The sequence below is a fragment of the Ruegeria sp. SATB027 genome (assembly GCF_059613825.1).
Map to the genome: position 1 here is coordinate 179,641 of NZ_JBXWTH010000040.1, position 21,686 is coordinate 201,326.

The following is a 21,686-nucleotide window of genomic DNA, read 5'->3' on the forward strand; positions in this document are numbered from 1 at the left end:
CGGACCCAAAGGGATCCGGTCGCATGTTTTCGCCATTGGCGCAGGATCACAAGAGCTTTCGTTGAAAGACTTGCCTTGTGTCAGGGCCGTGCCTGGCGGATCAGGCGCAGAATGTCCTGAGCGGCCTCGGGAATGTTGGTGCCCGGACCAAAGATAGCCTTGACCCCATGGTCATAAAGGAACTGGTAATCCTGCTGCGGGATCACCCCGCCACAGATCACGATGATATCGTCGGCCCCTGCTTTCTTCAGCTCTTCCACCAGCTGCGGTGCCAGTGTTTTATGCCCCGCCGCCTGCGAGGAAATGCCGACCACATGTACGTCATTGTCCACCGCGTCCTGCGCGGCCTCGGCAGGTGTCTGGAACAGCGGGCCAACGTCCACGTCGAACCCGATATCTGCAAAGGCCGTGGCGATAACCTTGGCACCGCGATCATGCCCGTCCTGCCCCATCTTGACCACCAGCAGACGGGGGCGGCGGCCCTCGGCCTCGGCAAAGTCCTCGATGGATTTCTGGATCGCGGCAAAGCCTTCGTCGCCCTCATAAGCAGCGCCATAGACACCGGCCAGGGTTTTCACCTCGGCGCGATGGCGGCCGAATTCTTTCTCCATTGCCATGCTGATCTCTCCTACGGATGCACGGGCGCGGGCGGCTTCGACCGCAGCGGCCAGCAGGTTTCCGCCCTCCTGGGCGGTCTTGGTCAGGGCGTCCAGCGCGGCTTGGCACGCGGCTTCATCACGGGTTGCGCGAATGCGTTCCAGCCGCGCCACCTGCGCCTCGCGCACGGCGACGTTGTCAACATCCAGAATGTCGATCGGGTCTTCCTGTTCCTTGCGGTATTTGTTGACGCCGACAATCACTTCGTCGCCCCGGTCAATCATGGCCTGACGGCGGGCTGCGCTTTCCTCGATCCGCAGCTTGGGCATACCCGAGGCAACCGCCTTGGTCATGCCACCCATCTCCTCGACCTCTTGCATCAGGGCCCAGGCTTTTTCGACCAGTTCATTGGTCAGGCTTTCGACATAGTAAGAACCGGCCAGAGGATCGACCACATCAGTTACACCGGTTTCTTCCTGAAGCACGAGCTGGGTGTTCCGCGCAATGCGGGCCGAGAAATCGGTGGGCAGCGCAATTGCCTCGTCCAGAGCATTTGTATGCAGCGACTGGGTGCCACCCAGAACTGCGCTCATCGCTTCATAGGCGGTGCGGATGACATTGTTGTAAGGGTCCTGTTCCTGAAGCGAAACGCCGGAAGTCTGGCAATGGGTGCGCAGCATTTTCGACCGTTCGGACTTTGCTCCAAACTCGGTCATTACCCGGTGCCATAGCGTGCGAGCGGCGCGCAGTTTGGCGATCTCCATGAAGAAATTCATGCCGATGGCAAAGAAGAACGACAAACGGCCAGCGAACTTGTCCACGTCCATCCCGGCCTCAGTCGCGGCACGGACGTATTCACGCCCATCGGCCAGCGTATAGGCCAGTTCCTGAACAAGGTTCGCCCCGGCCTCTTGCATGTGATAGCCCGAGATCGAGATCGAGTTGAACTTGGGCATCTCGTTCGACGTGTATTCGATGATGTCCGAGATGATCTTCATCGACGGTTCAGGCGGGTAGATATAGGTGTTGCGCACCATGAATTCTTTCAGAATGTCGTTCTGAATGGTGCCGGACAGGACAGATTTGTCGTGACCCTGTTCTTCACCCGCGACAATGAAACTGGCCAGGATCGGAACAACCGCGCCGTTCATGGTCATCGAGACCGAGACCTTGTCGAGCGGGATGCCATCGAACAGTATTTTCATATCTTCGACACTGTCGATGGCAACACCTGCCTTACCAACATCGCCCACAACGCGCGGGTGATCACTGTCGTAGCCGCGATGTGTCGCCAGATCGAAGGCAACCGAAACGCCCTGCTGGCCTGCTGCCAGGTTGCGGCGATAGAAGGCGTTGGATTCTTCGGCGGTCGAAAAGCCCGCATATTGGCGGATCGTCCATGGACGCCCGGCATACATCGTGGCCTTGACACCGCGGGTAAACGGGCCAAACCCCGGCAAAGACCCCATATGCGGCAGATCGGCGGTGTCTTCCTGGGTGTAAAGCGGTTTGACCGCGATACCTTCCAGTGTTTCCTTGGTCAGGTCGCCCAACGGACGTCCGCGCAGCTCTTTCTCGGCAAGCGCTTTCCAGTCCTTTGTGTCGGTCATTTCGATTTCCTCTCGTCAATACGGATGGCGGTCGCTGAAAGCGTCCGCGCCAAGGTCCTGCACTTGACCTGTTCTTTCAGGCACAAGCGCGAAAATGTGGTCACCCGGCACAAATCGCCGGTCGCAATCGCGGGCACAGGGGCTATATTCGAAAGAACAGGAGGCCACATGACACGCACGCTTGCCTTTGTTTTCTCGGCACTAATCCCTCTGGCCGCCTTGGCGGCAGACGGAACCGCGCCGTCTGATGACAGTTTTGTCCGCCCGGTGGGTGAAAGTGAACTCAGCGAGTTTTTGTGGGTCAAACGCCCCATTGTGGTTTTCGCTGACACGCCTGCCGATCCGCGGTTCCAGCAGCAGATCGATATGCTTGTCGCAGAAGAAGCAGCCATGCGCGACCGTGATGTCATTGTGCTGACAGACACGGACCCGTCTGCCCGGTCTCCGATCCGGACCAAGCTGCGGCCGCGTGGCTTCCAGATGGTGTTCGTCGACAAGGACGGCGTGGTCAAACTGCGCAAACCCAGCCCGTGGAGCGTGCGTGAGATTGGCAGGTCTATCGACAAGACCCCCCTGCGCGAACGCGAGATCCGCGAACGGCGCGAAGGGGGCTGAACGCTTTCGCCACACCCAATGGCCCCGGCGCGATGCACCGGGAACGTTGGAATGTATGTCGAAAGCGCCAACATGGTCACTCGAACTCGATGATCACGTTGTCTACAGCAAGGCTGTCACCGGGGCCTGCATTGACCTTGGCCACCACGCCCCTCTTTTCGGCGCGCAGGATGTTTTCCATCTTCATCGCCTCAATTGTGCATAGCGCCTGACCTTCCTGCACTTCCTGCCCAACTTCGACGTCAATCTTCACGACAAGGCCGGGCATCGGACAGAGCAGCATTTTCGAGGTATCTGGTGGCAGTTTTTCCGGCATCAGCTTGGCCAGTTCCGCCTGGCGCGGACGGCGTACATGCACTTTCAAGTCCGCGCCGCGGTTGCGAACGCGGAACCCGCCCGAGACCTTGCCAATTTTCAACACCAGCGGGCTGCCATCCACGTCCAGAACCGCCAGTTGATCGCCCGGTGTCCAGTCCGAGGCGACACGCAAGGACGGTCCGGCCTCAAACTTGACCGTTGACCCCTCTTTGTCGGCATTGACCTGCACGGCGAAATCCTGCCCCTGCAATGTCACAACCCAGCGCTTCCCTACTTTGCGTTCGTGATTGTCCATCCGGCCCGACACACGGGTGCGCCGAATTTCGGCGACGCGGTGCATGGCCGCGCAGGACGCAGCAATCCGGCGCAGATCCACTTCGGGCAACGTGACGCCCTCGAACCCGTCTGGGTATTCTTCAGCGATAAAGGCAGTTGTCATGTCACCGCTGACAAATTTTGGGTGATCCATCACTGCCGACAGGAACGGCAGGTTGTGACCGATGCCTTCCACTTCGAAACTGTCCAACGCAACGCGCATCGCTTCGATGGCTTTTTCACGGGTTGGCGCCCAGGTGCAGAGCTTGGCGATCATCGGATCGTAATACATACTGATCTCGCCGCCCTCGTAGACGCCGGTATCGTTGCGCACGGCGGTTTCACCATCGGGTGCTTCACCCTGCCATTTGCCGTTGACCAGCAACGGACCGGCCGCGGTTTCCTGCGGCGGGCGATACCGGGTCAGACGACCGATCGACGGCAGGAAATTGCGATACGGGTCTTCCGCATACAGACGGTTTTCAATCGCCCAGCCGGTCAGGGTCACGTCATCCTGCGTTATCGACAGCTTTTCACCCGCTGCAACGCGGATCATCTGCTCGACCAGATCGACGCCAGTGATCAGTTCCGTAACAGGGTGTTCCACCTGCAGGCGCGTGTTCATTTCGAGGAAGTAGAAGTTCTTGTTTCCGTCCACGATGAACTCGACCGTACCTGCACTTGCGTAGTTCACGGCCTTGGCCAGAGCGACAGCCTGTTCACCCATCGCCTTGCGGGTTTCAGGATCAAGGAAGGGTGACGGTGCCTCTTCCACCACTTTCTGGTTCCGGCGCTGGATCGAGCATTCACGCTCGCCCAGGTAGATGCCATTTCCGTGACTGTCGCACAGAACCTGAATTTCGATATGGCGCGGCTGGGTTACGAATTTTTCGATGAAGATCCGGTCATCTCCGAACGAGTTTGCGGCTTCGTTCTTGGACGACTGAAAGCCTTCACGCGCCTCTTCATCGCTCCACGCGATGCGCATACCCTTGCCACCACCACCGGCGCTGGCCTTGATCATGACCGGATAACCGATGTCGTTCGAGATCCTGACCGCCTCGTCCGCGTCTTCGATCAGCCCCATGTAACCCGGAACCGTCGAAACTCCGGCCTCCTGTGCGATCTTCTTCGAAGTGATCTTGTCGCCCATGCTTTCGATTGCACCGACAGGGGGGCCAACAAAGGCGACACCTTCGGCCTCGAGCGCCTCGGCGAATTTCGAGTTCTCCGACAGGAAGCCATAGCCAGGATGAACTGCCTGCGCGCCGCTTTGACGGATGGCATCCATGACCTTGTCGATCACAATGTAGGACTGGTTCGCCGGGGGCGGACCGATATGCACGGCTTCGTCGGCCATCGACACATGCAGCGCGTTCTTGTCCGCGTCCGAATAAATGGCAACGGTGCCGATACCCATCTTGCGGGCGGTCTTGATGACCCGGCAGGCGATCTCGCCCCGGTTGGCGATCAGGATCTTATTGAACATGAAACGTCCTTTGGCTTGGTGTTCCGGAAACGCAAAACGCCGCCGCAGGGTACGATCCCCACGACGGCGTGATGCGCAATGATGGCTGAGGCGCCAGGCGCCCCAAAGGATATGCGTTAGTTACAGGTGTTCTGTGTCTTGCAGTACAGCACGTTGCCCGCTGCGCCGACGGCCGCGCCAAATAGCGGGTCGGCATTGAGGACCGCGGCCCCCACAGCCCCGGCACCACCGCCGAGGAGTGCCTGTTCGCCCGTGGTGTCACCGCACGCGGCCAGACCCGCACAGGTCGCCGCAACAAGGATGAGTTTCGAGAATCGCATTGTGTCTGCCCTTTTAGGTTTCTTGGTTCGTTTGGGATCAGATGCGCGAAATGGGGCCTGTTATTCAATATCAATGCAATTGCAGGCAGGTTTTGTGCAGGTTTTCGCTTCTCTTTGGCCGCGGAGGCCAAAAAGAAAAACGCGGACAGGTCTATGTGGGGAACACAAGCCTGCCCGCGCAAGGAAGGGGTACGGAATAGTAGGTGCATGTGCGGCGCAGGCAAAGTTGAGCCGCACGGCCCATTCAGTTTGCACGGCACAATCTGTTGAGCAAACACAGTATTGTTTCCCTGGGACAACTCGGCTGGTTTCTGCCCAAGCCGCAACATGGCGCGCAACTTCGTGCCGACAGCATTCAAGTGAAATACCAGCGCGAAAGACCCGTTCACCGTCACAGTTTCGTTACAAAACGGACCGCTTCCGATTTTTTCTGCAGTTGCAGCATCACGAATCGTCGCCACTCCACGGGCGAAGGAATTCCGGCGCAACAACGCGTTAGATGACAGGTTCAAGACGCCGTGATTCAAGAAGCCAAAAAAGGCACATTTTCTTGAGAAATCAGTCGGTTCAATTCTCTTTCTCGTGATTTCCAAAGATTTCTGCTGCGTGAAACGGTCCTTGGGCACACTCGCACTCAAAGGAACACCCACATGACTATGACTAGAAAAAAGGCACTCCTGCTCGCTGCCTCTGCGCTCAGTGTGACCGGCACGTTTGCTTTCGCTCAGGACGCCCAGACCCAGGCCGAACTCGACGCTTTGCGCGCCCGGGTCGAGGCGCTGGAAGCCGCCAAAAGCAGCCCCGCCAACGGAGATTTCCGCATCGGCAACACCGTTCTGGACGTTTACGGATACGTGAAGGCCGATTTCTTCTATGACTTCGACTACGATCAGGGGGATACGGCGTTCGTGAATGTCATCGGTGAGCCCTCGGCCGCGACCGACGGCACCTTCGGGGCAACCGTTCGCCAATCGCGGATCGGACTGCGCACCACCACCCCAAGCGGGATCGGTGACATTGGCGGACAGCTTGAGCTTGACCTGTTCGGTTCCGGCGGCACGGCTGAATTGCGCATACGCCATGCCAACATCACCATCGGCGATCAGTTCCTGATTGGTCAGTACTGGACCAACTTCCAACCATTGGACACCTACCCGACCACCGTCGAATTCAACGGACCAGTAGGTATCGCGTTCGCCCGTGTCCCACAGCTGAGATACACCGGACAGCTTGGCAGCAATGCACAGTTTGCGGTCTCGATCGAAGAGAACGTCAGCGGGTCGAATTCCGATGATCCCGTCCTGACGGCCTCGGCAGAATATAACGACGGCACATATATTGCCCGTGGTGCCGTTTTGTACGGTAAAGCCAATTCCGGCAATGTCGAAGTGGATCAAACCGGCTTTACACTTTCGGGCGGCATTCGCCCCTGGCAAGGCGGGTTGTTCCAGGTCAACTACGTCACAGGTGAGGCGCTTGGCCCATACCTGATCGGTCTCGGCGATGCCATTGTCGGTGGGCAGGCCAACGATGTGGATGGCTATACCGTGGAATTCAGGCAGGACCTCGGCCCGAAGTGGAATGTCGGCATTGCCTACGGGCGTGAAGACTATGATCTGCCAACCTCGACCGGCACGCTGTCCTTCACCGAGCTGGAAACGATCCATGTCAACGCGTTCTACAAGGCGACAGACAGTCTGACGCTCAGCGCCGAATACATCTATGGCGAGCGGAACGACGCACCCACCGGCAGAACCTTTGATGGCAGCCGCGTTCAGCTTGCGGCTCAGTTGAACTTCTGAGACCACACATAAATCCTGCCCGGTTTCGGGCAGGATTTTCCCGAAACCGGCCATGATTGGATTATGTGCGGCTGCGAATGTCACAATCAGTCCATCCCGTCGATGATGTCCGGGAAGGATGCGCGCGCAGCGTTTACGTCGATGACAAGCAAGGCATCATAACTGGCCGGATCAAAGGGGTCTTCTGCCGGGATGACTTCGCGCCCGAACAGCCAGCTCAAACGCCCCGCATCCAGATTGCCCCGTTCAAACGGCTGGTCTCCGAAATGGGCCCAAAGGGCTTCCATGAACGCAATATCAGCGCGCCTGTCCGCAGGTTTACGATCCCGAAACCGCTCGCGCTGCGTTAACGGTGTAACGCCCTTTGGGTTGGCGCGACGGATGGTGAACTGAAAGTCGGTGCCTGAAAGGCGACCGGGAAAACCACGATGCTTCAGCATGAATGGCCCCCCTGTGTCATACTTGCAGACAAAAGCAATTCGAGCCCGAAAAAGGATGGGATCATGATGCGCACCTCCAAAGCCGCACAGTTGGTCTGAGATGCTTTGTACTCATGAAGTCTTGCGGTCATGGTCAAAGCCCCTCCCAGATACACCGGGACTGCTCCAGCCGGTAGGCCTCAAAAAACTGGGTCGCATCAGGGGCGGCATCGCCAAAATCTATCGGGCGATCGGACAAAGAGATCACGACCCGCGCCGGATGCAATTCATGCTGAGCGACATATGGAATGGCCAGAATCTGGCACAGGTGCTCCATATCCTTCGACGCCACATCATACCCAATCCGCCCTACTGACGCGCCTATTCTGGGCGCGATAAAGCGAAAGCGCAGCCAAAGCTCGCCAGGGTTGTTGTCCAGCAGGACATCGCTCAGTTGCACTGGCTGGCCCGACGGCACCGGCAGCAACGAATCGGAATCCGCAAAAGCAGGATGGCTGAAGGTGAGTGCACCCAGACAAATGGCGCGACCCCGGACCCACCAGCGGCGAGCTCCTCCTTCCGGGGTCGCGCGCGCAGTACGATTAGTCTGCGCGGTTCTATGTCTGACGGGTCGGATCATTCAACTATTTGCCGGTTTTTGTCAATTCCGCCTCAATTTGAGGGGGTTTCAGCCTCGGAACCGCTGTGACGGTCAAAGATTGAGCGGGGCGGGCCATCCCGCTCCTAGATGGATCACAGCGGGATATTGTCGTGCTTTTTCCACGGGTTCTTCAGGTGTTTGCCGCGCAAGCTGGCAAATGCCCGGGATACACGACGGCGGGTCGAATGCGGCATGATCACCTCATCGATGAAACCGCGCTCGGCTGCCACGAAGGGATTTGCAAATCGGTCTTCGTAATCCTTGGTATGCGATGCGATCTTGTCGGCATCCCCCAGATCGGCGCGATGAATGATCTCGGTCGCCCCTTTGGCCCCCATGACCGCAATTTCGGCGGTGGGCCAGGCATAGTTGAAATCACCGCGCAAATGCTTGGAGGCCATAACGTCGTAAGCACCGCCATAAGCCTTTCGGGTAATCACCGTCACCTTCGGCACGGTTGCCTCACCATAGGCAAAGAGCAACTTGGCCCCATGCTTGATGACGCCGCCATATTCCTGGCTTGTTCCCGGCAGGAAGCCAGGAACGTCGACCAGTGTCAGAATCGGGATTTCGAAGCAGTCGCAGAAGCGCACAAAGCGCGCAGCCTTGCGCGACGAGTCGATATCCAGACACCCGGCCAACACCATCGGCTGGTTTGCGACGACGCCTACGGTCTGACCTTCCAGCCGGATGAACCCGGTGATGATGTTCTTGGCAAAATCTTCCTGAATTTCATAGAAATCGCCCTCGTCCGCCACTTTGGCTATGAGTTCTTTCATGTCGTAGGGCGTGTTCGGATTCTCTGGCACAAGAGTGTCCAGCGAAGCCTCGATCCGGCCGGGCTCGTCAAAGAACGGGCGCACGGGCGGCTTTTCGCGGTTGTTGAGGGGCAGAAAGTCCACCAGGCGCCGCACCTCGGCCAAAGCTTCGACGTCGTTTTCGAACGCGCCATCAGCGACCGAGGATTTCTTGGTATGGGTCGAAGCCCCGCCCAGTTCCTCGGCAGTCACCACTTCGTTGGTTACGGTCTTCACCACATCAGGGCCGGTCACGAACATGTAAGAGGTGTCTTTGACCATGAAGATAAAGTCGGTCATTGCCGGGCTGTACACCGCGCCACCCGCACAAGGGCCCATGATAACGCTGATCTGCGGCACCACGCCCGAGGCCATGATGTTGCGCTGGAACACTTCGGCATACCCCGCCAGCGAAGCCACACCTTCCTGAATGCGCGCGCCGCCCGAATCGTTGATGCCAATCACCGGCGCACCGTTCTGGACCGCCATGTCCATAATCTTGCAAATCTTCTGAGCATGGGTTTCCGACAGCGATCCGCCAAAGACGGTAAAATCCTGGCTGAACACATAAACCATGCGCCCGTTGATCGTACCCCAGCCGGTGACGACGCCGTCACCCGCAGGCTTTTGTTTTTCCATTCCGAAATCGGTGCAGCGATGGCTGACGAACATGTCAAACTCTTCAAAGCTGCCCTCGTCCAGCAGCAGTTCGATCCGTTCTCGTGCGGTCAGTTTGCCGCGCGCGTGCTGGGCATCGATCCGTTTCTGCCCACCGCCCAGGCGTGCGTTGTCGCGGCGGTCTTCCAATTCGGAAAGAATGTCTTTCATGACGACTATCCCCTTATAAATTTGCCCGGACCCTACCTGCTTGGGCCGCTCATCCAAAGCTATTTTCGGCAAATTTGCAAAATTTCAGCAACAGTAATTTGGATAACTGCAAAACTGCGAATTTTTATAAGCAGTTCTGCGAATGGCTGGCAATCCGAAAATCCATGGCTATACATGTGAACCATGCAGTTTAGCTCTGACGCGGTCCACCGCACACCGCCCACATTGGCGACGCTTGTTTTACTCTCGGGCCTGTCCGCCCTGAGCATGAACCTGTTTCTGCCCAGCCTGCCAAACATGGCCGAGTATTTCGAAACCGATTACAAGGTCATGCAGCTGTCGATTGCGCTTTATCTGCTGATCAATGCCATTCTGCAAATTCTCATAGGTCCAATTGCGGATCAGGCAGGTCGCAGACCAGTTTTATTGTGGGGCCTTGGCCTGTTCCTGATAGCGACCCTTGGGTGCATCTTCGCCCCCAATGCCACGGTTTTTCTGGCGTTCAGGATGTGTCAGGCTGTTGTGGTCGTCGGTATGGTTCTCAGCCGCGCTGCGGTGCGGGACATGTACGATCAGGACCAAGCTGCCTCAATGATCGGTTATGTAACGATGGGCATGGCCGTGGTTCCGATGATTGGCCCTGCCATCGGCGGCTTGCTGGAAGTGAGTTTTGGTTGGAAAGCGAATTTCTGGCTGCCCTTTGCCGTAGGTTTGCTGACTATGGCACTGACCTATTCGGACTTTGGGGAAACATCGGCAAAGAGCGGCAAAACGCTTGTCCAGCAATTCAAGGAATACCCCGAACTTCTGACCTCGCCACGGTTCTGGGGATACTCACTGGCTTGTGCCTTCTCATCCGGTTCGTTTTTCGCCTATCTCGGCGGCGCACCTTTCATTGGCACAGAATTGTTCGGGTTGAGCGCGGCGCAGGTTGGTATTTATTTTGGCGCACCTGCGGTTGGATATTTTGTTGGCAACTTCATGAGCGGGCGGTTTTCAGTGCGGTTCGGCGTGAACCGCATGGTTTTGTGGGGAAGCCTGCTCAATGCGTTTGGCGTAGCTGTATCGGCATTGCTGTTTTTAGCGGACCGCGGAACCGCACTCAGTTTCTTTGGGTTCATGACATTTGTGGGCGTCGGTAATGGCATGGTCATCCCCAACGCAACTTCGGGCGCGCTATCAGTGCGCCCTCAACTGGCTGCAACCGCCTCGGGCCTGAGTGGGGCCATCATGTTGGGCGGCGGCGCCGGGCTGAGTGCGCTAGCAGGTGCCTTGCTGACACGTGAAACCGGCGCGATGCCGCTGCTTTGGCTGATGCTGGCAACAGCCGTTCTGGCGATCGTCGCAATTTCAACTGTCGTACGAAGAGAACGACAATTGGGGCTGTAACCGCTTGCCCCAATGACTTTGCAAAGTTAACCTCGGAAATTGGAAAACTTGCAAAGGCACCCTATGGCCACCCAAAAGCTCTATGCGGGCGCGAAACTGCGCGAAATGCGTACGCGCCTGACCCTGACGCAGCGCGAATTTGCCGCCAAACTGGGCGTTTCACTGCCTTATCTGAACCAGATGGAGAACAACAACCGGCCGATCTCGACCACGGTTGTGCTGGCTCTGGCGCAGGAATTCGGAATGGATGTTACCGAACTCAGCACCGGCGACAGCGAACGTCTTGTTTCAGACATGCGCGAGGCGCTGGCCGATCCTGTTTTTGCCGACATACAGCCCCCTCTGGCCGATCTGCGCCTGACAGCTTCCAACGCCCCGGCCCTGGCGCGCGCGTTTATCGAATTGCACAAAACTTACCGGCAGACACATGAACGACTTGCCTCGCTGGACGAGGCTTTGGGGCGTGAAGATGCACGTATTCAGGCCAGCCCGTGGGAAGAAGTGCGTGATTTCTTCCACTATTGCGACAACTACATCGACGCCGTGGACAGGGCAGCGGAACTGTTTGCCAACCGCGCCGACGGCCCCGGCGGTATCCGGCAAGCCGCCCTGAGCAGCCTTTCAGAACGCGGAATTCAGGTGGTTTTTTCAGATATGGGCCCCTTGCGCGCTTATGATGTCGACAGCAAAATTTTGCGCCTGTCCTCCCGTGCAGCGCCGCAGACGCAGGTGTTCCAGCTTCTGTTACAGGTCGCGCTGATCAGTCAGGACCAGTTGCTGGAGGCGACGCTGGATTTCGCCAAGTTCCAAAGTGACGAAGCCCGCGCCATCGCCAAGATCGGTCTTGCCAACTATTTCGCTGGTGCCTCTCTGATGCCTTATACCGCGTTTTTGACTGCTGCTCAGGAAGAGCGTCACGATCTGGAGCTGCTCAGCAACCGGTTCGGGGCGTCGGTCGAGCAGGTTGCACATCGGCTGTCGACACTACAGCGTCCCGGCGCCAAGGGTATCCCGTTCTTCTTCGTCCGGGTTGATCAGGCGGGGACGATCACCAAGCGGCACTCGGCCACACGCCTGCAATTTGCACGCTTTGGTGGCGCTTGCCCGCTTTGGAACGTGCATCGGGCTTTTGAAACGCCCGGGCATTTCCTGCGACAGCTGGCGGAAACACCAGATGGCGTTCGCTATATCTCGCTGGCGCGGGATGTCTCAAAATCGGGGGGCTCGTTTGGTGCGCCCGTCAGACGGTACGCCATTGCGTTGGGGTGCGAGGTCCGCCATGCCCCGGCGCTTGTTTATGCTGATAACCTCGACATCAACAATGCCAGCGCTTACGAGCCCATTGGAATTTCCTGCCGCATCTGCGAGCGGCAAACCTGTCACCAGCGTTCGGTTCCGCCGCTGGAACGCCGTCTAAGCATCGACACCCATATTCGCGGCACCCTGCCCTATGAAGTGACCTGATCTTGGTCTGGCGACTAAGCCCTATCAGCGTCACGTCTCTGGGCACGACGGGGGCATAGCCCCCGCCAATGAATTTAAGCCTTGGACAGGATCGCCCAGATCTCATCCTTCAGCGCCGCGCGTTTTTTGCGCAGGTCAACCTCGGCCAGTTCCTCCATGGGTTCGACATTGGTTTCGGCGCGGTGCACTTCGCGGTTGACCTCATGATATTCATCGGCCAGCCGGGCGAAATGCGCATCCGACTGCTTGAGCTGGCTCATCAGTTCAACTTTGTCCGGAAACTCTTCGGCCAGTTCATGCGGGGTGTGAGACATCTCTGTTCGCTCCTTCATGTGTCGTTGCAAACCAGTGATAGAAGCGTGACCGGGCTTTCGCTTTGACCGGGATCAACTACCCGCAATAATCCCGCGAATTTCAATAAAGCGCCACGCGCATCCTGCCGTGCAGAGGGCAAGTTGTGCTGAAATGTGGCTCACCCTTATCTGGACAAGAACGCTGAACCTTTTCCTAATATGCCCCCGGCTAGCGCTGAACAGCGTATTCAACCGGGAGCAGTTAAGTATCATTATCGCTGCGCGGTTGCCCAGCCGGGGTGGATCCACGGGCGATCATTGGCCTTGGGTAACGGGTCTTTGCCCAGCAGAGAATCCGATACTTTCTCGCCCACCATGATCGAGGGCGCGTTGAGATTGCCGTTGGTGATCTGCGGGAAAATCGAACTGTCCGCGACGCGCAGCCCGTCCACGCCGATGACGCGACCCTCGGGATCGACCACCGCACCTTTGTCATCCGCACGCCCCATCCGGCAGGTGCCACAGGGGTGATAGGCGCTTTCAGCATGTTCCGCGATAAAGGCGTTCAGCTCTTCATCGGTTTGCACAGCGGCACCCGGCTGAATTTCCTTGCCCGCATAGGGTTTGAAAGCGTTTTGTCCAAAGATTTCGCGGGTCAGCCGGATACAGGTGCGGAAGTCTTCCCAATCCTCTTCATGGCTCATGTAGTTGAACTTGATCACCGGCGCGTCTGCGGCTTGCGTAGATCGCAATGTGACCGCCCCGCGTGACGGGGACCGCATCGGGCCGACATGCGCCTGGAACCCGTGCCCCTCTGCCGCCGCCTGTCCGTCATAGCGAACTGCGATCGGCAGGAAGTGGTACTGAATGTCAGGATACTCCACACCCGGCTTAGACCGGATGAATGCCGCGCTTTCAAACTGGTTCGATGCGCCCAAACCTGTCTTGGTAAACAGCCATTGCGCCCCGATCAGACCCTTGCTGAACAGGTTCCAGTGCTTGTAGAGCGTAATCGGCTGTAGCGAAGCCTGTTGAATATACAGCTCCAGATGATCCTGAAGGTTCGCACCCACCCCCGGACGATCCGCAACGACGTTGATCCCATGTTCCGCCAGATGTGCGCCCGGGCCGATACCAGACAGCATAAGCAGTTTGGGCGAGTTGATCGAGGACGCAGCCAGAACGACCTCGCGCCGGGCCTTGATGATCTCTTTCTTGCCGCCACGGATCAATTCCACACCAGTGGCGCGACCGCTTTCCATAACAACCCGAGACGCAAGACCCCGCACGATATCACAATTGTCGCGTTTGAGCGCGGGCTTCAGATAGGCATTTGCCGCCGACCAGCGCCGCCCTTTCCAGACGGTCTGCTCCATCGGGCCAAAGCCTTCCTGCTTTTCTCCGTTATAGTCGCCGGTGACCTCGTATCCCGCCTGCTGGCCTGCATCGACAAAGGCCTGAAACAGTGGGTTTGCGCGGGGACCGCGCGACACGTGCAATGGGCCGTCAGTGCCGCGCCAGGCCGGATCGCCCCCATGGCCGCCGTCATGCCATGTCTCCATGCGTTTGTAATAGGGCAGCACATCCGCATAGGACCAACCGTCAGCCCCCATCTCGGCCCAGGTGTCGAAATCGCGTGCGTGACCGCGCACATAGACCATGCCGTTGATCGACGACGACCCGCCGATCACCTTGCCGCGCGGGCAGGCCAGACGGCGGTTGTTCAGATGCGGTTCGGGCTCGGACTGATATCCCCAGTCATAGCGCGACATGTTCATCGGATAGCTGAGCGCGGCAGGCATCTGGATAAACGGCCCCATGTCGGTGCCACCGTGCTCGATCACCAGGACCGAGGCCCCACCTTCGCTCAGACGATATGCCATTGCGCAGCCTGCGGACCCTGCGCCAACGATGACAAAATCTGCTTCCATATTCACAACTCCTCGCCCGCCGGGTATGACGCCTCCGGCGGGAGTATTTTTAAAAAGATGAAGAGGTTACTCGCCGCGTGGGAACCGGGCGTTTTCCTCGACGATGTTCAGATCCATATGATTGCGCATGTAGCGTTCGGACGCCTTTTGCAGCGGCTGATAATCCCATGGGTAATATCCGCCTTGCCGCAGTGCCTCGTACACGACCCAGCGTCGCGCCTGACTGGCACGGACATCCGCGTCGAAGCGCTCCAAATCCCAACGGGCCTCGGACTTTGCGCGCAGGGTTTGCAGCGTGCCCGCATGTTCGGGGCTGTCTGCCAGATTGGTCAGCTCATGCGGGTCTGCCACGAGATCAAACAATTGATCCGGGTCCAGCGCGCATCGATTGTATTTCCACTTGCCATAGCGCAGCGACACCAGCGGCGCATACGATGCCTCGGCCGCGTATTCCATGGCCACAGGTGCGGTTCGTTCACCGCCTTGCGCCAGCGGCACCAGGTTTTCGCCGTCCGTCCATGGGGCGATCTCGGCCATGTCAACGCCTGCCAGCGCCCCGAGCGTGGGTGTGACATCAATGGTGGAAACCGGTGTATCGATCCGCCCCGCAGGCAAGTCCGGGGATGAAATCATCAAAGGAACGCGCGCCGAGCCTTCGTAGAAGTTCATTTTGAACCACAAGCCCCGTTCACCCAGCATGTCACCGTGATCCGAGACGAACAGGATGATCGCCTCTTGCCGTGTCGTTTCCAGCACTTCGAGGATTTCACCAATCTTGTCATCGAGATATGTGATGTTGGCGAAATAGGCACGGCGGGACTTGCGAATGTCTTCCTCGGTGATGTCGAAGCTACGCCAGTCATTGGCGTCGAAGATTCGCTTGGCGTGAGGATCCTGGTTTTCATAGCCAATATCAGCGATTTCAGGCAGCAGATGCTCGCAATCCTCGTAGAGGTCCCAGTATTTGCGCCGGGCGACATAGGGATCATGCGGATGGGTGAAGCTGACCGTCACGCACCATGGGCGGTCATCCTTGCCGCGCGCAAGGTCATACAGTTTGGCCTTGGCGTTATAGGCGACCTCGTCATCATACTCCATTTGGTTGGAAATCTCGGCAATACCCGCGCCGGTCACCGACCCCATGTTGTGATACCACCAGTCGATCCGCTCACCCGGCTTTCGGTAGTCCGGTGTCCAGCCAAAATCGGCCGGGTAGATATCAGTTGTCAGGCGATCCTCAAACCCGTGCATCTGGTCCGGCCCGACAAAGTGCATTTTGCCTGACAGACAGGTGTAATAGCCCGCGCGACGCAGGTGATGTGCGTATGTGGGGATGTCGCTGCGAAACTCGGCCGCGTTGTCATAGACGCCGGTGCGTGAGGGCAACTGACCGGACATGAAGCTGGCCCGCCCCGGCGCGCACAAGGGCGACGCCGTGTAGGCATTGGCAAACCGGGTCGATCGTTCGGCCAGTTTCTTCAGATTCGGAGCATGAAGCCAGTCAGCGGGACCGTCGGGAAAGAGGGTTCCGTTCAGCTGATCCACCATCAGGATCAGAATGTTCGGTTTTGTCATTTTTCAGCCTCGAGCAGAGTATCGAGCACGCGCATTGCGTGGTTCACGGCCAGTTGCGGTTCTTCCGGGGCGCTGAGCGCTGCGCGAATATAGAGCCCGTCAATCAGGGCAATCATGTTCTCGGCTGCCTCAACCGGATCCTGTATCCTGGGACGCAGGGCGTGGACTAGGTTCGATCTTATGCGCGCCTGATAGATCTGCCACAAACGCAGCGCGTCACTATTGGTCTGCGCCAACACGTAAAAGGTCATCCAGGCGGCAATCACGTCAGGTGTGAAACACGAGGGAGCAAAACAGGCGTGGATAATCGCCTCTGCCCGATTGCCCGGTTTGGCCGCTTTCAACTGGGCCCTGGCTTCGTCGCTGAAGTCGGCGAGGATCTGACGCATTGCTGCCAGAAATATCTGATCCTTTCCGCCAAAATAATGGTGTGCCAGTGCGCTGGACATGCCCGCGCGTTTGGCAATCTGGCTGACGGTTACATCCAGGGATTTCTTGACACCCAGTTCAGCAATCGTCGCTCGAACAATCGCGTCCTTGCGGATCGGCTCCATTCCAACTTTTGGCATCGCTTTCCCCATACAGGTGTCATGCGACCAAGCTAGGATGTTTTTATTGACTCGTCAATCAATGTAAACACTGAGATGTCTTGTTACAGCTTCGGCGCAATACTGGGAGGCGTCAAGTCCCGCCGGTTCAACATGAACTCGCGCCATGAGATGAAGCTTACTGCGCCCAGTATCAGGGTTCCGCCAGCCACAACCCATAGGTCGACACTTTCGTGAAAGATCGCTGCACCCACAAGCGTGGCCCAGATCAACTGCAGGAATGTGACGGGTTGTGTGACGGCCACAGGCGCGGCCTGCAACGCCAATGTCATGAAGTAATGACCTGCGGTCGCAAAGCTGGCCACCAGAAACAGAACCCCGAGTTCTTGCATACTGGGCCGGGTCCAGACGGCAATCGCAAAGGGGATCAAGGCGATGGTTACCCAGATGGAAAGGTGCGCCACGACAACCGAAGGCGGCACGTCACGGACAAGAAGCTTGGCCAGCAAATAGGACCCGCTTAGCATCAGGGCCGTTCCGAGCATGGCAAGGTGGCCTTGTGAGACCTCGCGAAACCCGGGGCGCAGGATGACCAGCACGCCCACCAAAGCGACCAGAATCGCGGCGACCCTGCGAAAAGCCAGCTTCTCGCCCAGAAACAGGGCTGCACCCAAGGTGACATAAACCGGCGTCATGTAGTTCATCGCAGTGACTTCGGCCAAGGGAATTTGTGTCATGGCGAAGAACCAAAGCATGACAGCAATCGCGTGTACTACACCGCGCAAACCGAACAGCGTCAGCAGGCGGGGTGTCAGCCGGGTCGCCATGATCGACCGCAAGGCCGGTAACAGAAACACCAATCCCAGCGCATAACGCAGGAATGCGGCCTGGATCGGATTCATCGTCGTGCCCAGAGATTTGACCAATGCGGTCATCACAACAAAGGACAGCCCGGCGGCAAACATCCAGAACATACCGGCAAGCGGGCGCGACGAAACGGCAAGCGATGTCATGGCTTAGGTTGAACACCGAAACCCTGCCGGGAACAACCCTTCACATGACAACAAGTTTCAGTGCGATACCCAGCATTACGACCCCAATCACTGCATCCAGCACCTGCCAGGCGCGCGGGCGCGCAAACACCGGAGACAGAACACCTGCGCCGTATCCAAGTGAAAAGAAGAAGACAAAGCTGGACGTGACCGCCCCGATGGCAAATCCGACCCGGTCATCATACTGTGCCGAGATTGAGCCGATCAGAACCACTGTATCCAGATAGACATGCGGGTTCAGCCAGGTGAAGGCGAGAACGGTAAGCATTGCGGTTTTAAGGCTGGTTCGCTGGCCGTTGCCCGTTTCCAACACCGCGCCACCCCGCAAGGCAGACCCGAAGCTGCGCAGCCCATACCACGTCAGAAAAGCGGCCCCGCCAAATCGCAGTACAGGTTCAAACCAAGGGGCTGAATGGGCCAGAGTCCCGAACCCTGTGACGCCTGCAACAATCAAAACCGCGTCAGACATTGAGCAGGTCAGGCACAGAAGAAACACATGTTCACGCCGCAACCCCTGTCGCAAAATAAAGGCGTTCTGTGCCCCGATGGCGAGGATCAGACTGAAACCCAGCGCGAAACCGGCGATCATGGACGTGGGCATGGGACTTCCTGCTATTGCAAGACGTTGACTAAGGCCGTTGGTGCGATCTATCAAATTAAAGATGTTACCCCGAGTTAAGCTTGACTAATGTTGCTGGATCCTCTTCACCTGTCCGCTTTGTCTGCCATTCTGCGTCATGGCAGCTTTGATGCGGCTGCGGCAGAGCTGGCGGTGACGCCCTCGGCGATATCCCAGCGGATCAGGGCGCTTGAGGATCGGATTGGAGCCACCCTGATACATCGGGGCACCCCTTGCACCGGAACGCCCGCCGGGCTGCGCATCGCCCGTTACGCGGAAGATGTCGGACTGCTTGAGGCACAGCTGGTTCGAGAGCTTACGCTGGAGCAGGGACCACGGTCCGCCCGCGTCCGCATTGCCGTACCGGCAGACAGTCTGGCCACCTGGTTTGTTGATGCGATGGCGCAGGTGCCTGACATGCTGTTCGATCTGGTGATCGACGATCAGGATCACTCCGCAGACTGGCTGCGGCGGGGCGAGGTAAGCGCCGCCGTCACCGTTGGCGGCCAGACAGTGACCGGGTGCGACGCGATCCCATTGGGCGTGTTGCGGTACCTGCCAACGGCCAGCCCGGAATTCATCAACACCTGGTTTCGGGACAAAGTGACCGAGGCAGAACTGGGCAAGGCACCCTGCCTGGTTTTCAACCAAAAGGACGGGCTGCAAAGGGCATGGATTGTTCAGCACACTGGCAAACGCCTTTCCCCCCCGTCTCATTTCCTGCCTTCTTCACACGGATTTGTGGACGCGGCGATTGCCGGGCTTGGGTGGGGCATGAACCCCGCGGCTCTGGTGCTGGAGGTTTTGAAACAAGGGCTGTTGCGCCCCATCGTGCCCGATGCGCCGTTGGATGTCGCGCTGAGCTGGCAGGTTGGGCGTGTTCTTGCGCCCGCGCTCAAACCTCTGACCCAGGCTGTCAAACGTGCCTCAGAACGAATTTTGCTTCCGCCTCAAAGCAGCTAAACAAACACGACATTTTCGGAGGAACCGATGTTCTCACGTGACGCTCTTGGCTATGACCCGATTCCCCTGCCGGACCGGTGCGACATCAGCGATGCAGACATGCTGGGCGCGGCGCAGGCGTTTTACGAAAAGATGCGTCAGCGTCACACTGTCCGGGATTTCAGCCCCCGCCCCGTTGCCCGTGAGGTAATCGAATCCAGCCTGCACACCGCGGGCACCGCCCCGTCGGGCGCCAATCACCAACCCTGGCATTTTGCAGCCATCTCGGACCCTGCCCTTAAACACCGCATCCGGGAAGAAGCCGAAGAAGAAGAACGCCGGTTCTACGCAGGTGGCGCCGGGGATGAATGGATCAAGGCACTGGAGCCCATCGGCACCAACGCGGTCAAAGAACATCTGACAATCGCCCCTTGGCTGATCGTGGTTTTTGCCCAGCGCTGGGGGCAATTCGAGGATGGAACGCGGTACAAGAACTACTACGTCCCGGAGAGTGTAAACATTGCCACCGGCTTTCTGATTGCCGCGCTGCATCACGCGGGCCTCAGCACCCTGACCCACACCCCGAACCCGATGCGGTTTCTGAACGACGCGCTGGACCGGCCCGCGTCGGAAAAACCAACCATGATTATTGCAGTGGGGCATCCGTCAGAAAACGCGACTGTGCCTGCTGTGGCAAAACTCAAGAAACCCCTGGAAGAGATTTCATCCTTTTTCTGAGGCTTTCGCCACGCTCGCCGAAAACTCAATTCGAGGGCTGTTCCGCCTTTTTCCGTTCTGGTTGCATCATGCGGTAGCAGTTTATGCAGGACACCAGACTGGCGACGACGATGAATGCGACGGCCATTGCGACCTCGTGCAAATGGGCGACAGCGGCAAGGCCCGCAGACAACAACACCGCGGTTAAACGCGCGAACGCCTTGACCGCCGCCGATCCCCGCACCCGCTGCTCTTTGGGTGCTACATCCAGAAAATAGAGCTTGCGCGCACTGCTGATCCCGGTCACCGCAACGGTGACAATGAACAGTGCAATTGCATGCAAGTGAACCTGATGGTCGATGCCCAAATAGTGGAACACCAAAAGGACACTGCCTGTTGCGGCGACCATCAATGTCCCGACCACCATGACCGCACGATGGGATTTCATGTTGATGATTTGCCACAGAGGGCCCGAAACAAGATATCCCGAGGCGGAAGAAACGATCATCGCGGTCAATCCCTGTGTCGAGCTGTGATGCGCTTCGGCGGCGATGAGAGCGAAGAACGGAACAGACAGCGACACAGCAACCAAGGGCAGACGCATGATCATATACCGCCGGAACCACTGGTATTCGAACATGTCCAGAATACCCTTGATATTCGCCTTAATCGAAATGCCCCTTTCGGACTTCTGCGGCGTCGTCGGTGCACCCTCACGCACGGTTTCCGTCATCGCCAGCATGAACAGACCCGACAGAAGGAAGAATAAAACCGAAACGCCAATCATGACTGAATGGCGCGAAAAGGGTGGATTATCCTTGGTGATCTGATGCACCAGCAACGCAAGGCCAATGGCACATAGCCCCCCAGCACCAAGCTGCAGGTATTGCATGACCATGCGCGAACGCGCCTGAACGTGGTCCCCGAGCAGATCCGTAAGCATCAGGGTCTGCACTTCGCTGACAAGCCCGATCACCAAAAACACAGACAGGAAAACCACCGCGATCAATGGGACAGCCCCGGTTGCGGCCGCAGCGATTGCCAGAACCAGACAGGCGCCAATGACCGCTTCGGTCAACGCAATCGCACGTTTCTTCTTGCTTCTTGCCGCAACGGGTTGTGCGAGAAAGAAATCCGCAATCAAGCAACCGACCATCCGCACCGACACCAGCGCCCCCGCCACAAACATCGGCAACTCGAAGGAAACGGCTAGAAACGGTAAAACAACCGACGGGCTGCCGAGCGTCCACGCGACCTGAGACAGGATACTTTGCCCGGCTAGGACGGGCACGTTGCGCTTGGTTCGATCGGAAGTTTCGGATGTCATTAGTACTGTGTCTTCGTGTTTCCTGGATTTCCGCCACTTTCAGCCTAAGCGCATCGAC

At 58.0% G+C, this 21,686-nt stretch carries 19 protein-coding genes; 6 read left to right on the plus strand and 13 right to left on the minus strand.

The window, feature by feature from the left end:
* Positions 1 to 80 precede the first annotated feature (80 nt).
* Positions 81 to 2,207: a methylmalonyl-CoA mutase gene (gene scpA, locus AC2FPW_RS11230; protein WP_267365675.1), complete on the minus strand. Its 2,127-nt coding sequence runs from the start codon at positions 2,205 to 2,207 to the stop codon at positions 81 to 83.
* A 168-nt stretch (positions 2,208 to 2,375) separates the two neighbouring features.
* On the opposite strand from scpA, the gene AC2FPW_RS11235 reads away from it, so the two are divergent.
* A complete protein-coding gene (locus AC2FPW_RS11235) occupies positions 2,376 to 2,822 on the plus strand; it encodes a DUF4174 domain-containing protein (protein WP_267365674.1) in 447 nt (148 codons plus the stop codon).
* Positions 2,823 to 2,898: 76 nt separating this feature from the next.
* On the opposite strand, the gene AC2FPW_RS11240 is transcribed toward AC2FPW_RS11235, so the two are convergent.
* Together AC2FPW_RS11240 and AC2FPW_RS11245 are read right to left on the minus strand one after the other, a co-directional pair.
* On the minus strand, positions 2,899 to 4,944 hold the full coding sequence (locus tag AC2FPW_RS11240) for an ATP-binding protein (RefSeq protein WP_496813732.1): 2,046 nt from the start codon (positions 4,942 to 4,944) through the stop codon (positions 2,899 to 2,901).
* Positions 4,945 to 5,060: 116 nt separating this feature from the next.
* Positions 5,061 to 5,264 carry a hypothetical protein gene (locus AC2FPW_RS11245; protein WP_267365672.1) on the minus strand — a complete coding sequence of 68 codons (204 nt, stop codon included), beginning with the start codon at positions 5,262 to 5,264 and terminating at the stop codon, positions 5,061 to 5,063.
* Between the two features lie 650 nt (positions 5,265 to 5,914).
* On the opposite strand from AC2FPW_RS11245, the gene AC2FPW_RS11250 reads away from it, so the two are divergent.
* Positions 5,915 to 7,066 (plus strand): DcaP family trimeric outer membrane transporter, encoded by a 1,152-nt coding sequence (locus tag AC2FPW_RS11250; protein WP_496813734.1) that lies wholly within the window; start codon positions 5,915 to 5,917, stop codon positions 7,064 to 7,066.
* An 86-nt stretch (positions 7,067 to 7,152) separates the two neighbouring features.
* Here the strand turns inward: AC2FPW_RS11250 and AC2FPW_RS11255 are convergent, their stop codons facing one another.
* The 3 genes from AC2FPW_RS11255 to AC2FPW_RS11265 all read right to left on the minus strand — a co-directional run bounded on the left by AC2FPW_RS11255 (position 7,153) and on the right by AC2FPW_RS11265 (position 9,771).
* Positions 7,153 to 7,506 (minus strand): hypothetical protein, encoded by a 354-nt coding sequence (locus AC2FPW_RS11255; protein WP_496813735.1) that lies wholly within the window; start codon positions 7,504 to 7,506, stop codon positions 7,153 to 7,155.
* Positions 7,507 to 7,639: 133 nt separating this feature from the next.
* Positions 7,640 to 7,972 carry a DUF6497 family protein gene (locus AC2FPW_RS11260; RefSeq protein ID WP_496813736.1) on the minus strand — a complete coding sequence of 111 codons (333 nt, stop codon included), beginning with the start codon at positions 7,970 to 7,972 and terminating at the stop codon, positions 7,640 to 7,642.
* A gap of 266 nt (positions 7,973 to 8,238) precedes the next feature.
* The gene (locus AC2FPW_RS11265) at positions 8,239 to 9,771 is read right to left on the minus strand and encodes an acyl-CoA carboxylase subunit beta (protein WP_496813737.1); all 1,533 of its coding nucleotides are present in this window, start codon (positions 9,769 to 9,771) and stop codon (positions 8,239 to 8,241) included.
* Between the two features lie 183 nt (positions 9,772 to 9,954).
* Here AC2FPW_RS11265 and AC2FPW_RS11270 point away from each other — a divergent pair, with 183 nt between their 5' ends.
* Both AC2FPW_RS11270 and AC2FPW_RS11275 read left to right on the plus strand, forming a co-directional pair.
* On the plus strand, positions 9,955 to 11,160 hold the full coding sequence (locus AC2FPW_RS11270) for a multidrug effflux MFS transporter (protein WP_480582913.1): 1,206 nt from the start codon (positions 9,955 to 9,957) through the stop codon (positions 11,158 to 11,160).
* A gap of 63 nt (positions 11,161 to 11,223) precedes the next feature.
* The gene (locus tag AC2FPW_RS11275) at positions 11,224 to 12,624 is read left to right on the plus strand and encodes a helix-turn-helix domain-containing protein (RefSeq protein WP_209504590.1); all 1,401 of its coding nucleotides are present in this window, start codon (positions 11,224 to 11,226) and stop codon (positions 12,622 to 12,624) included.
* A 74-nt stretch (positions 12,625 to 12,698) separates the two neighbouring features.
* On the opposite strand, the gene AC2FPW_RS11280 is transcribed toward AC2FPW_RS11275, so the two are convergent.
* The 6 genes from AC2FPW_RS11280 to AC2FPW_RS11305 form a co-directional block, all read right to left on the minus strand.
* The gene (locus AC2FPW_RS11280) at positions 12,699 to 12,938 is read right to left on the minus strand and encodes an HP1242/YdcH family protein (RefSeq protein WP_209504591.1); all 240 of its coding nucleotides are present in this window, start codon (positions 12,936 to 12,938) and stop codon (positions 12,699 to 12,701) included.
* 251 nt (positions 12,939 to 13,189) lie between these two features.
* Positions 13,190 to 14,848 (minus strand): choline dehydrogenase, encoded by a 1,659-nt coding sequence (gene betA, locus AC2FPW_RS11285; RefSeq protein ID WP_496813738.1) that lies wholly within the window; start codon positions 14,846 to 14,848, stop codon positions 13,190 to 13,192.
* 66 nt (positions 14,849 to 14,914) lie between these two features.
* Positions 14,915 to 16,423 carry a choline-sulfatase gene (gene betC / locus AC2FPW_RS11290; RefSeq protein WP_496813740.1) on the minus strand — a complete coding sequence of 503 codons (1,509 nt, stop codon included), beginning with the start codon at positions 16,421 to 16,423 and terminating at the stop codon, positions 14,915 to 14,917.
* Positions 16,420 to 16,992: a choline-binding transcriptional repressor BetI gene (gene betI, locus AC2FPW_RS11295; protein WP_267365208.1), complete on the minus strand. Its 573-nt coding sequence runs from the start codon at positions 16,990 to 16,992 to the stop codon at positions 16,420 to 16,422. The genes betC and betI overlap by 4 nt, the downstream gene beginning before the upstream one ends.
* A gap of 83 nt (positions 16,993 to 17,075) precedes the next feature.
* On the minus strand, positions 17,076 to 17,984 hold the full coding sequence (locus AC2FPW_RS11300) for a DMT family transporter (RefSeq protein WP_496813741.1): 909 nt from the start codon (positions 17,982 to 17,984) through the stop codon (positions 17,076 to 17,078).
* A 40-nt stretch (positions 17,985 to 18,024) separates the two neighbouring features.
* Positions 18,025 to 18,624 (minus strand): LysE/ArgO family amino acid transporter, encoded by a 600-nt coding sequence (locus tag AC2FPW_RS11305; protein ID WP_496813743.1) that lies wholly within the window; start codon positions 18,622 to 18,624, stop codon positions 18,025 to 18,027.
* 87 nt (positions 18,625 to 18,711) lie between these two features.
* Between AC2FPW_RS11305 and AC2FPW_RS11310 the strand changes: the two genes are divergently transcribed.
* Together AC2FPW_RS11310 and AC2FPW_RS11315 are read left to right on the plus strand one after the other, a co-directional pair.
* Positions 18,712 to 19,605, plus strand: a complete 894-nt coding sequence (locus AC2FPW_RS11310) for a LysR family transcriptional regulator ArgP (protein ID WP_496813744.1) — start codon at positions 18,712 to 18,714, stop codon at positions 19,603 to 19,605.
* Between the two features lie 27 nt (positions 19,606 to 19,632).
* Positions 19,633 to 20,322 (plus strand): nitroreductase family protein, encoded by a 690-nt coding sequence (locus AC2FPW_RS11315; RefSeq protein ID WP_496813746.1) that lies wholly within the window; start codon positions 19,633 to 19,635, stop codon positions 20,320 to 20,322.
* A gap of 25 nt (positions 20,323 to 20,347) precedes the next feature.
* On the opposite strand, the gene AC2FPW_RS11320 is transcribed toward AC2FPW_RS11315, so the two are convergent.
* Entirely contained in the window at positions 20,348 to 21,628 is a 1,281-nt protein-coding gene (locus tag AC2FPW_RS11320) for an MFS transporter (RefSeq protein ID WP_496813748.1), read from the minus strand.
* Between the last annotated feature and the right edge of the window lie 58 nt (positions 21,629 to 21,686).

Bases quoted from the DNA above. Each gene is read 5' to 3' on its own strand.
- betC (WP_496813740.1), bottom strand. From the start codon at position 16,423: ATGACAAAACCGAACATTCTGATCCTGATGGTGGATCAGCTGAACGGA.
- AC2FPW_RS11310 (WP_496813744.1), top strand. From the start codon at position 18,712: ATGTTGCTGGATCCTCTTCACCTGTCCGCTTTGTCTGCCATTCTGCGT.
- scpA (WP_267365675.1), bottom strand. From the start codon at position 2,207: ATGACCGACACAAAGGACTGGAAAGCGCTTGCCGAGAAAGAGCTGCGC.
- AC2FPW_RS11255 (WP_496813735.1), bottom strand. From the start codon at position 7,506: ATGCTGAAGCATCGTGGTTTTCCCGGTCGCCTTTCAGGCACCGACTTT.
- AC2FPW_RS11315 (WP_496813746.1), top strand. From the start codon at position 19,633: ATGTTCTCACGTGACGCTCTTGGCTATGACCCGATTCCCCTGCCGGAC.
- AC2FPW_RS11240 (WP_496813732.1), bottom strand. From the start codon at position 4,944: ATGTTCAATAAGATCCTGATCGCCAACCGGGGCGAGATCGCCTGCCGG.
- AC2FPW_RS11235 (WP_267365674.1), top strand. From the start codon at position 2,376: ATGACACGCACGCTTGCCTTTGTTTTCTCGGCACTAATCCCTCTGGCC.
- AC2FPW_RS11265 (WP_496813737.1), bottom strand. From the start codon at position 9,771: ATGAAAGACATTCTTTCCGAATTGGAAGACCGCCGCGACAACGCACGC.
- betI (WP_267365208.1), bottom strand. From the start codon at position 16,992: ATGCCAAAAGTTGGAATGGAGCCGATCCGCAAGGACGCGATTGTTCGA.
- AC2FPW_RS11305 (WP_496813743.1), bottom strand. From the start codon at position 18,624: ATGCCCACGTCCATGATCGCCGGTTTCGCGCTGGGTTTCAGTCTGATC.
- AC2FPW_RS11275 (WP_209504590.1), top strand. From the start codon at position 11,224: ATGGCCACCCAAAAGCTCTATGCGGGCGCGAAACTGCGCGAAATGCGT.
- AC2FPW_RS11245 (WP_267365672.1), bottom strand. From the start codon at position 5,264: ATGCGATTCTCGAAACTCATCCTTGTTGCGGCGACCTGTGCGGGTCTG.
- AC2FPW_RS11250 (WP_496813734.1), top strand. From the start codon at position 5,915: ATGACTATGACTAGAAAAAAGGCACTCCTGCTCGCTGCCTCTGCGCTC.
- AC2FPW_RS11270 (WP_480582913.1), top strand. From the start codon at position 9,955: ATGCAGTTTAGCTCTGACGCGGTCCACCGCACACCGCCCACATTGGCG.
- betA (WP_496813738.1), bottom strand. From the start codon at position 14,848: ATGGAAGCAGATTTTGTCATCGTTGGCGCAGGGTCCGCAGGCTGCGCA.
- AC2FPW_RS11320 (WP_496813748.1), bottom strand. From the start codon at position 21,628: ATGACATCCGAAACTTCCGATCGAACCAAGCGCAACGTGCCCGTCCTA.
- AC2FPW_RS11300 (WP_496813741.1), bottom strand. From the start codon at position 17,984: ATGACATCGCTTGCCGTTTCGTCGCGCCCGCTTGCCGGTATGTTCTGG.
- AC2FPW_RS11280 (WP_209504591.1), bottom strand. From the start codon at position 12,938: ATGTCTCACACCCCGCATGAACTGGCCGAAGAGTTTCCGGACAAAGTT.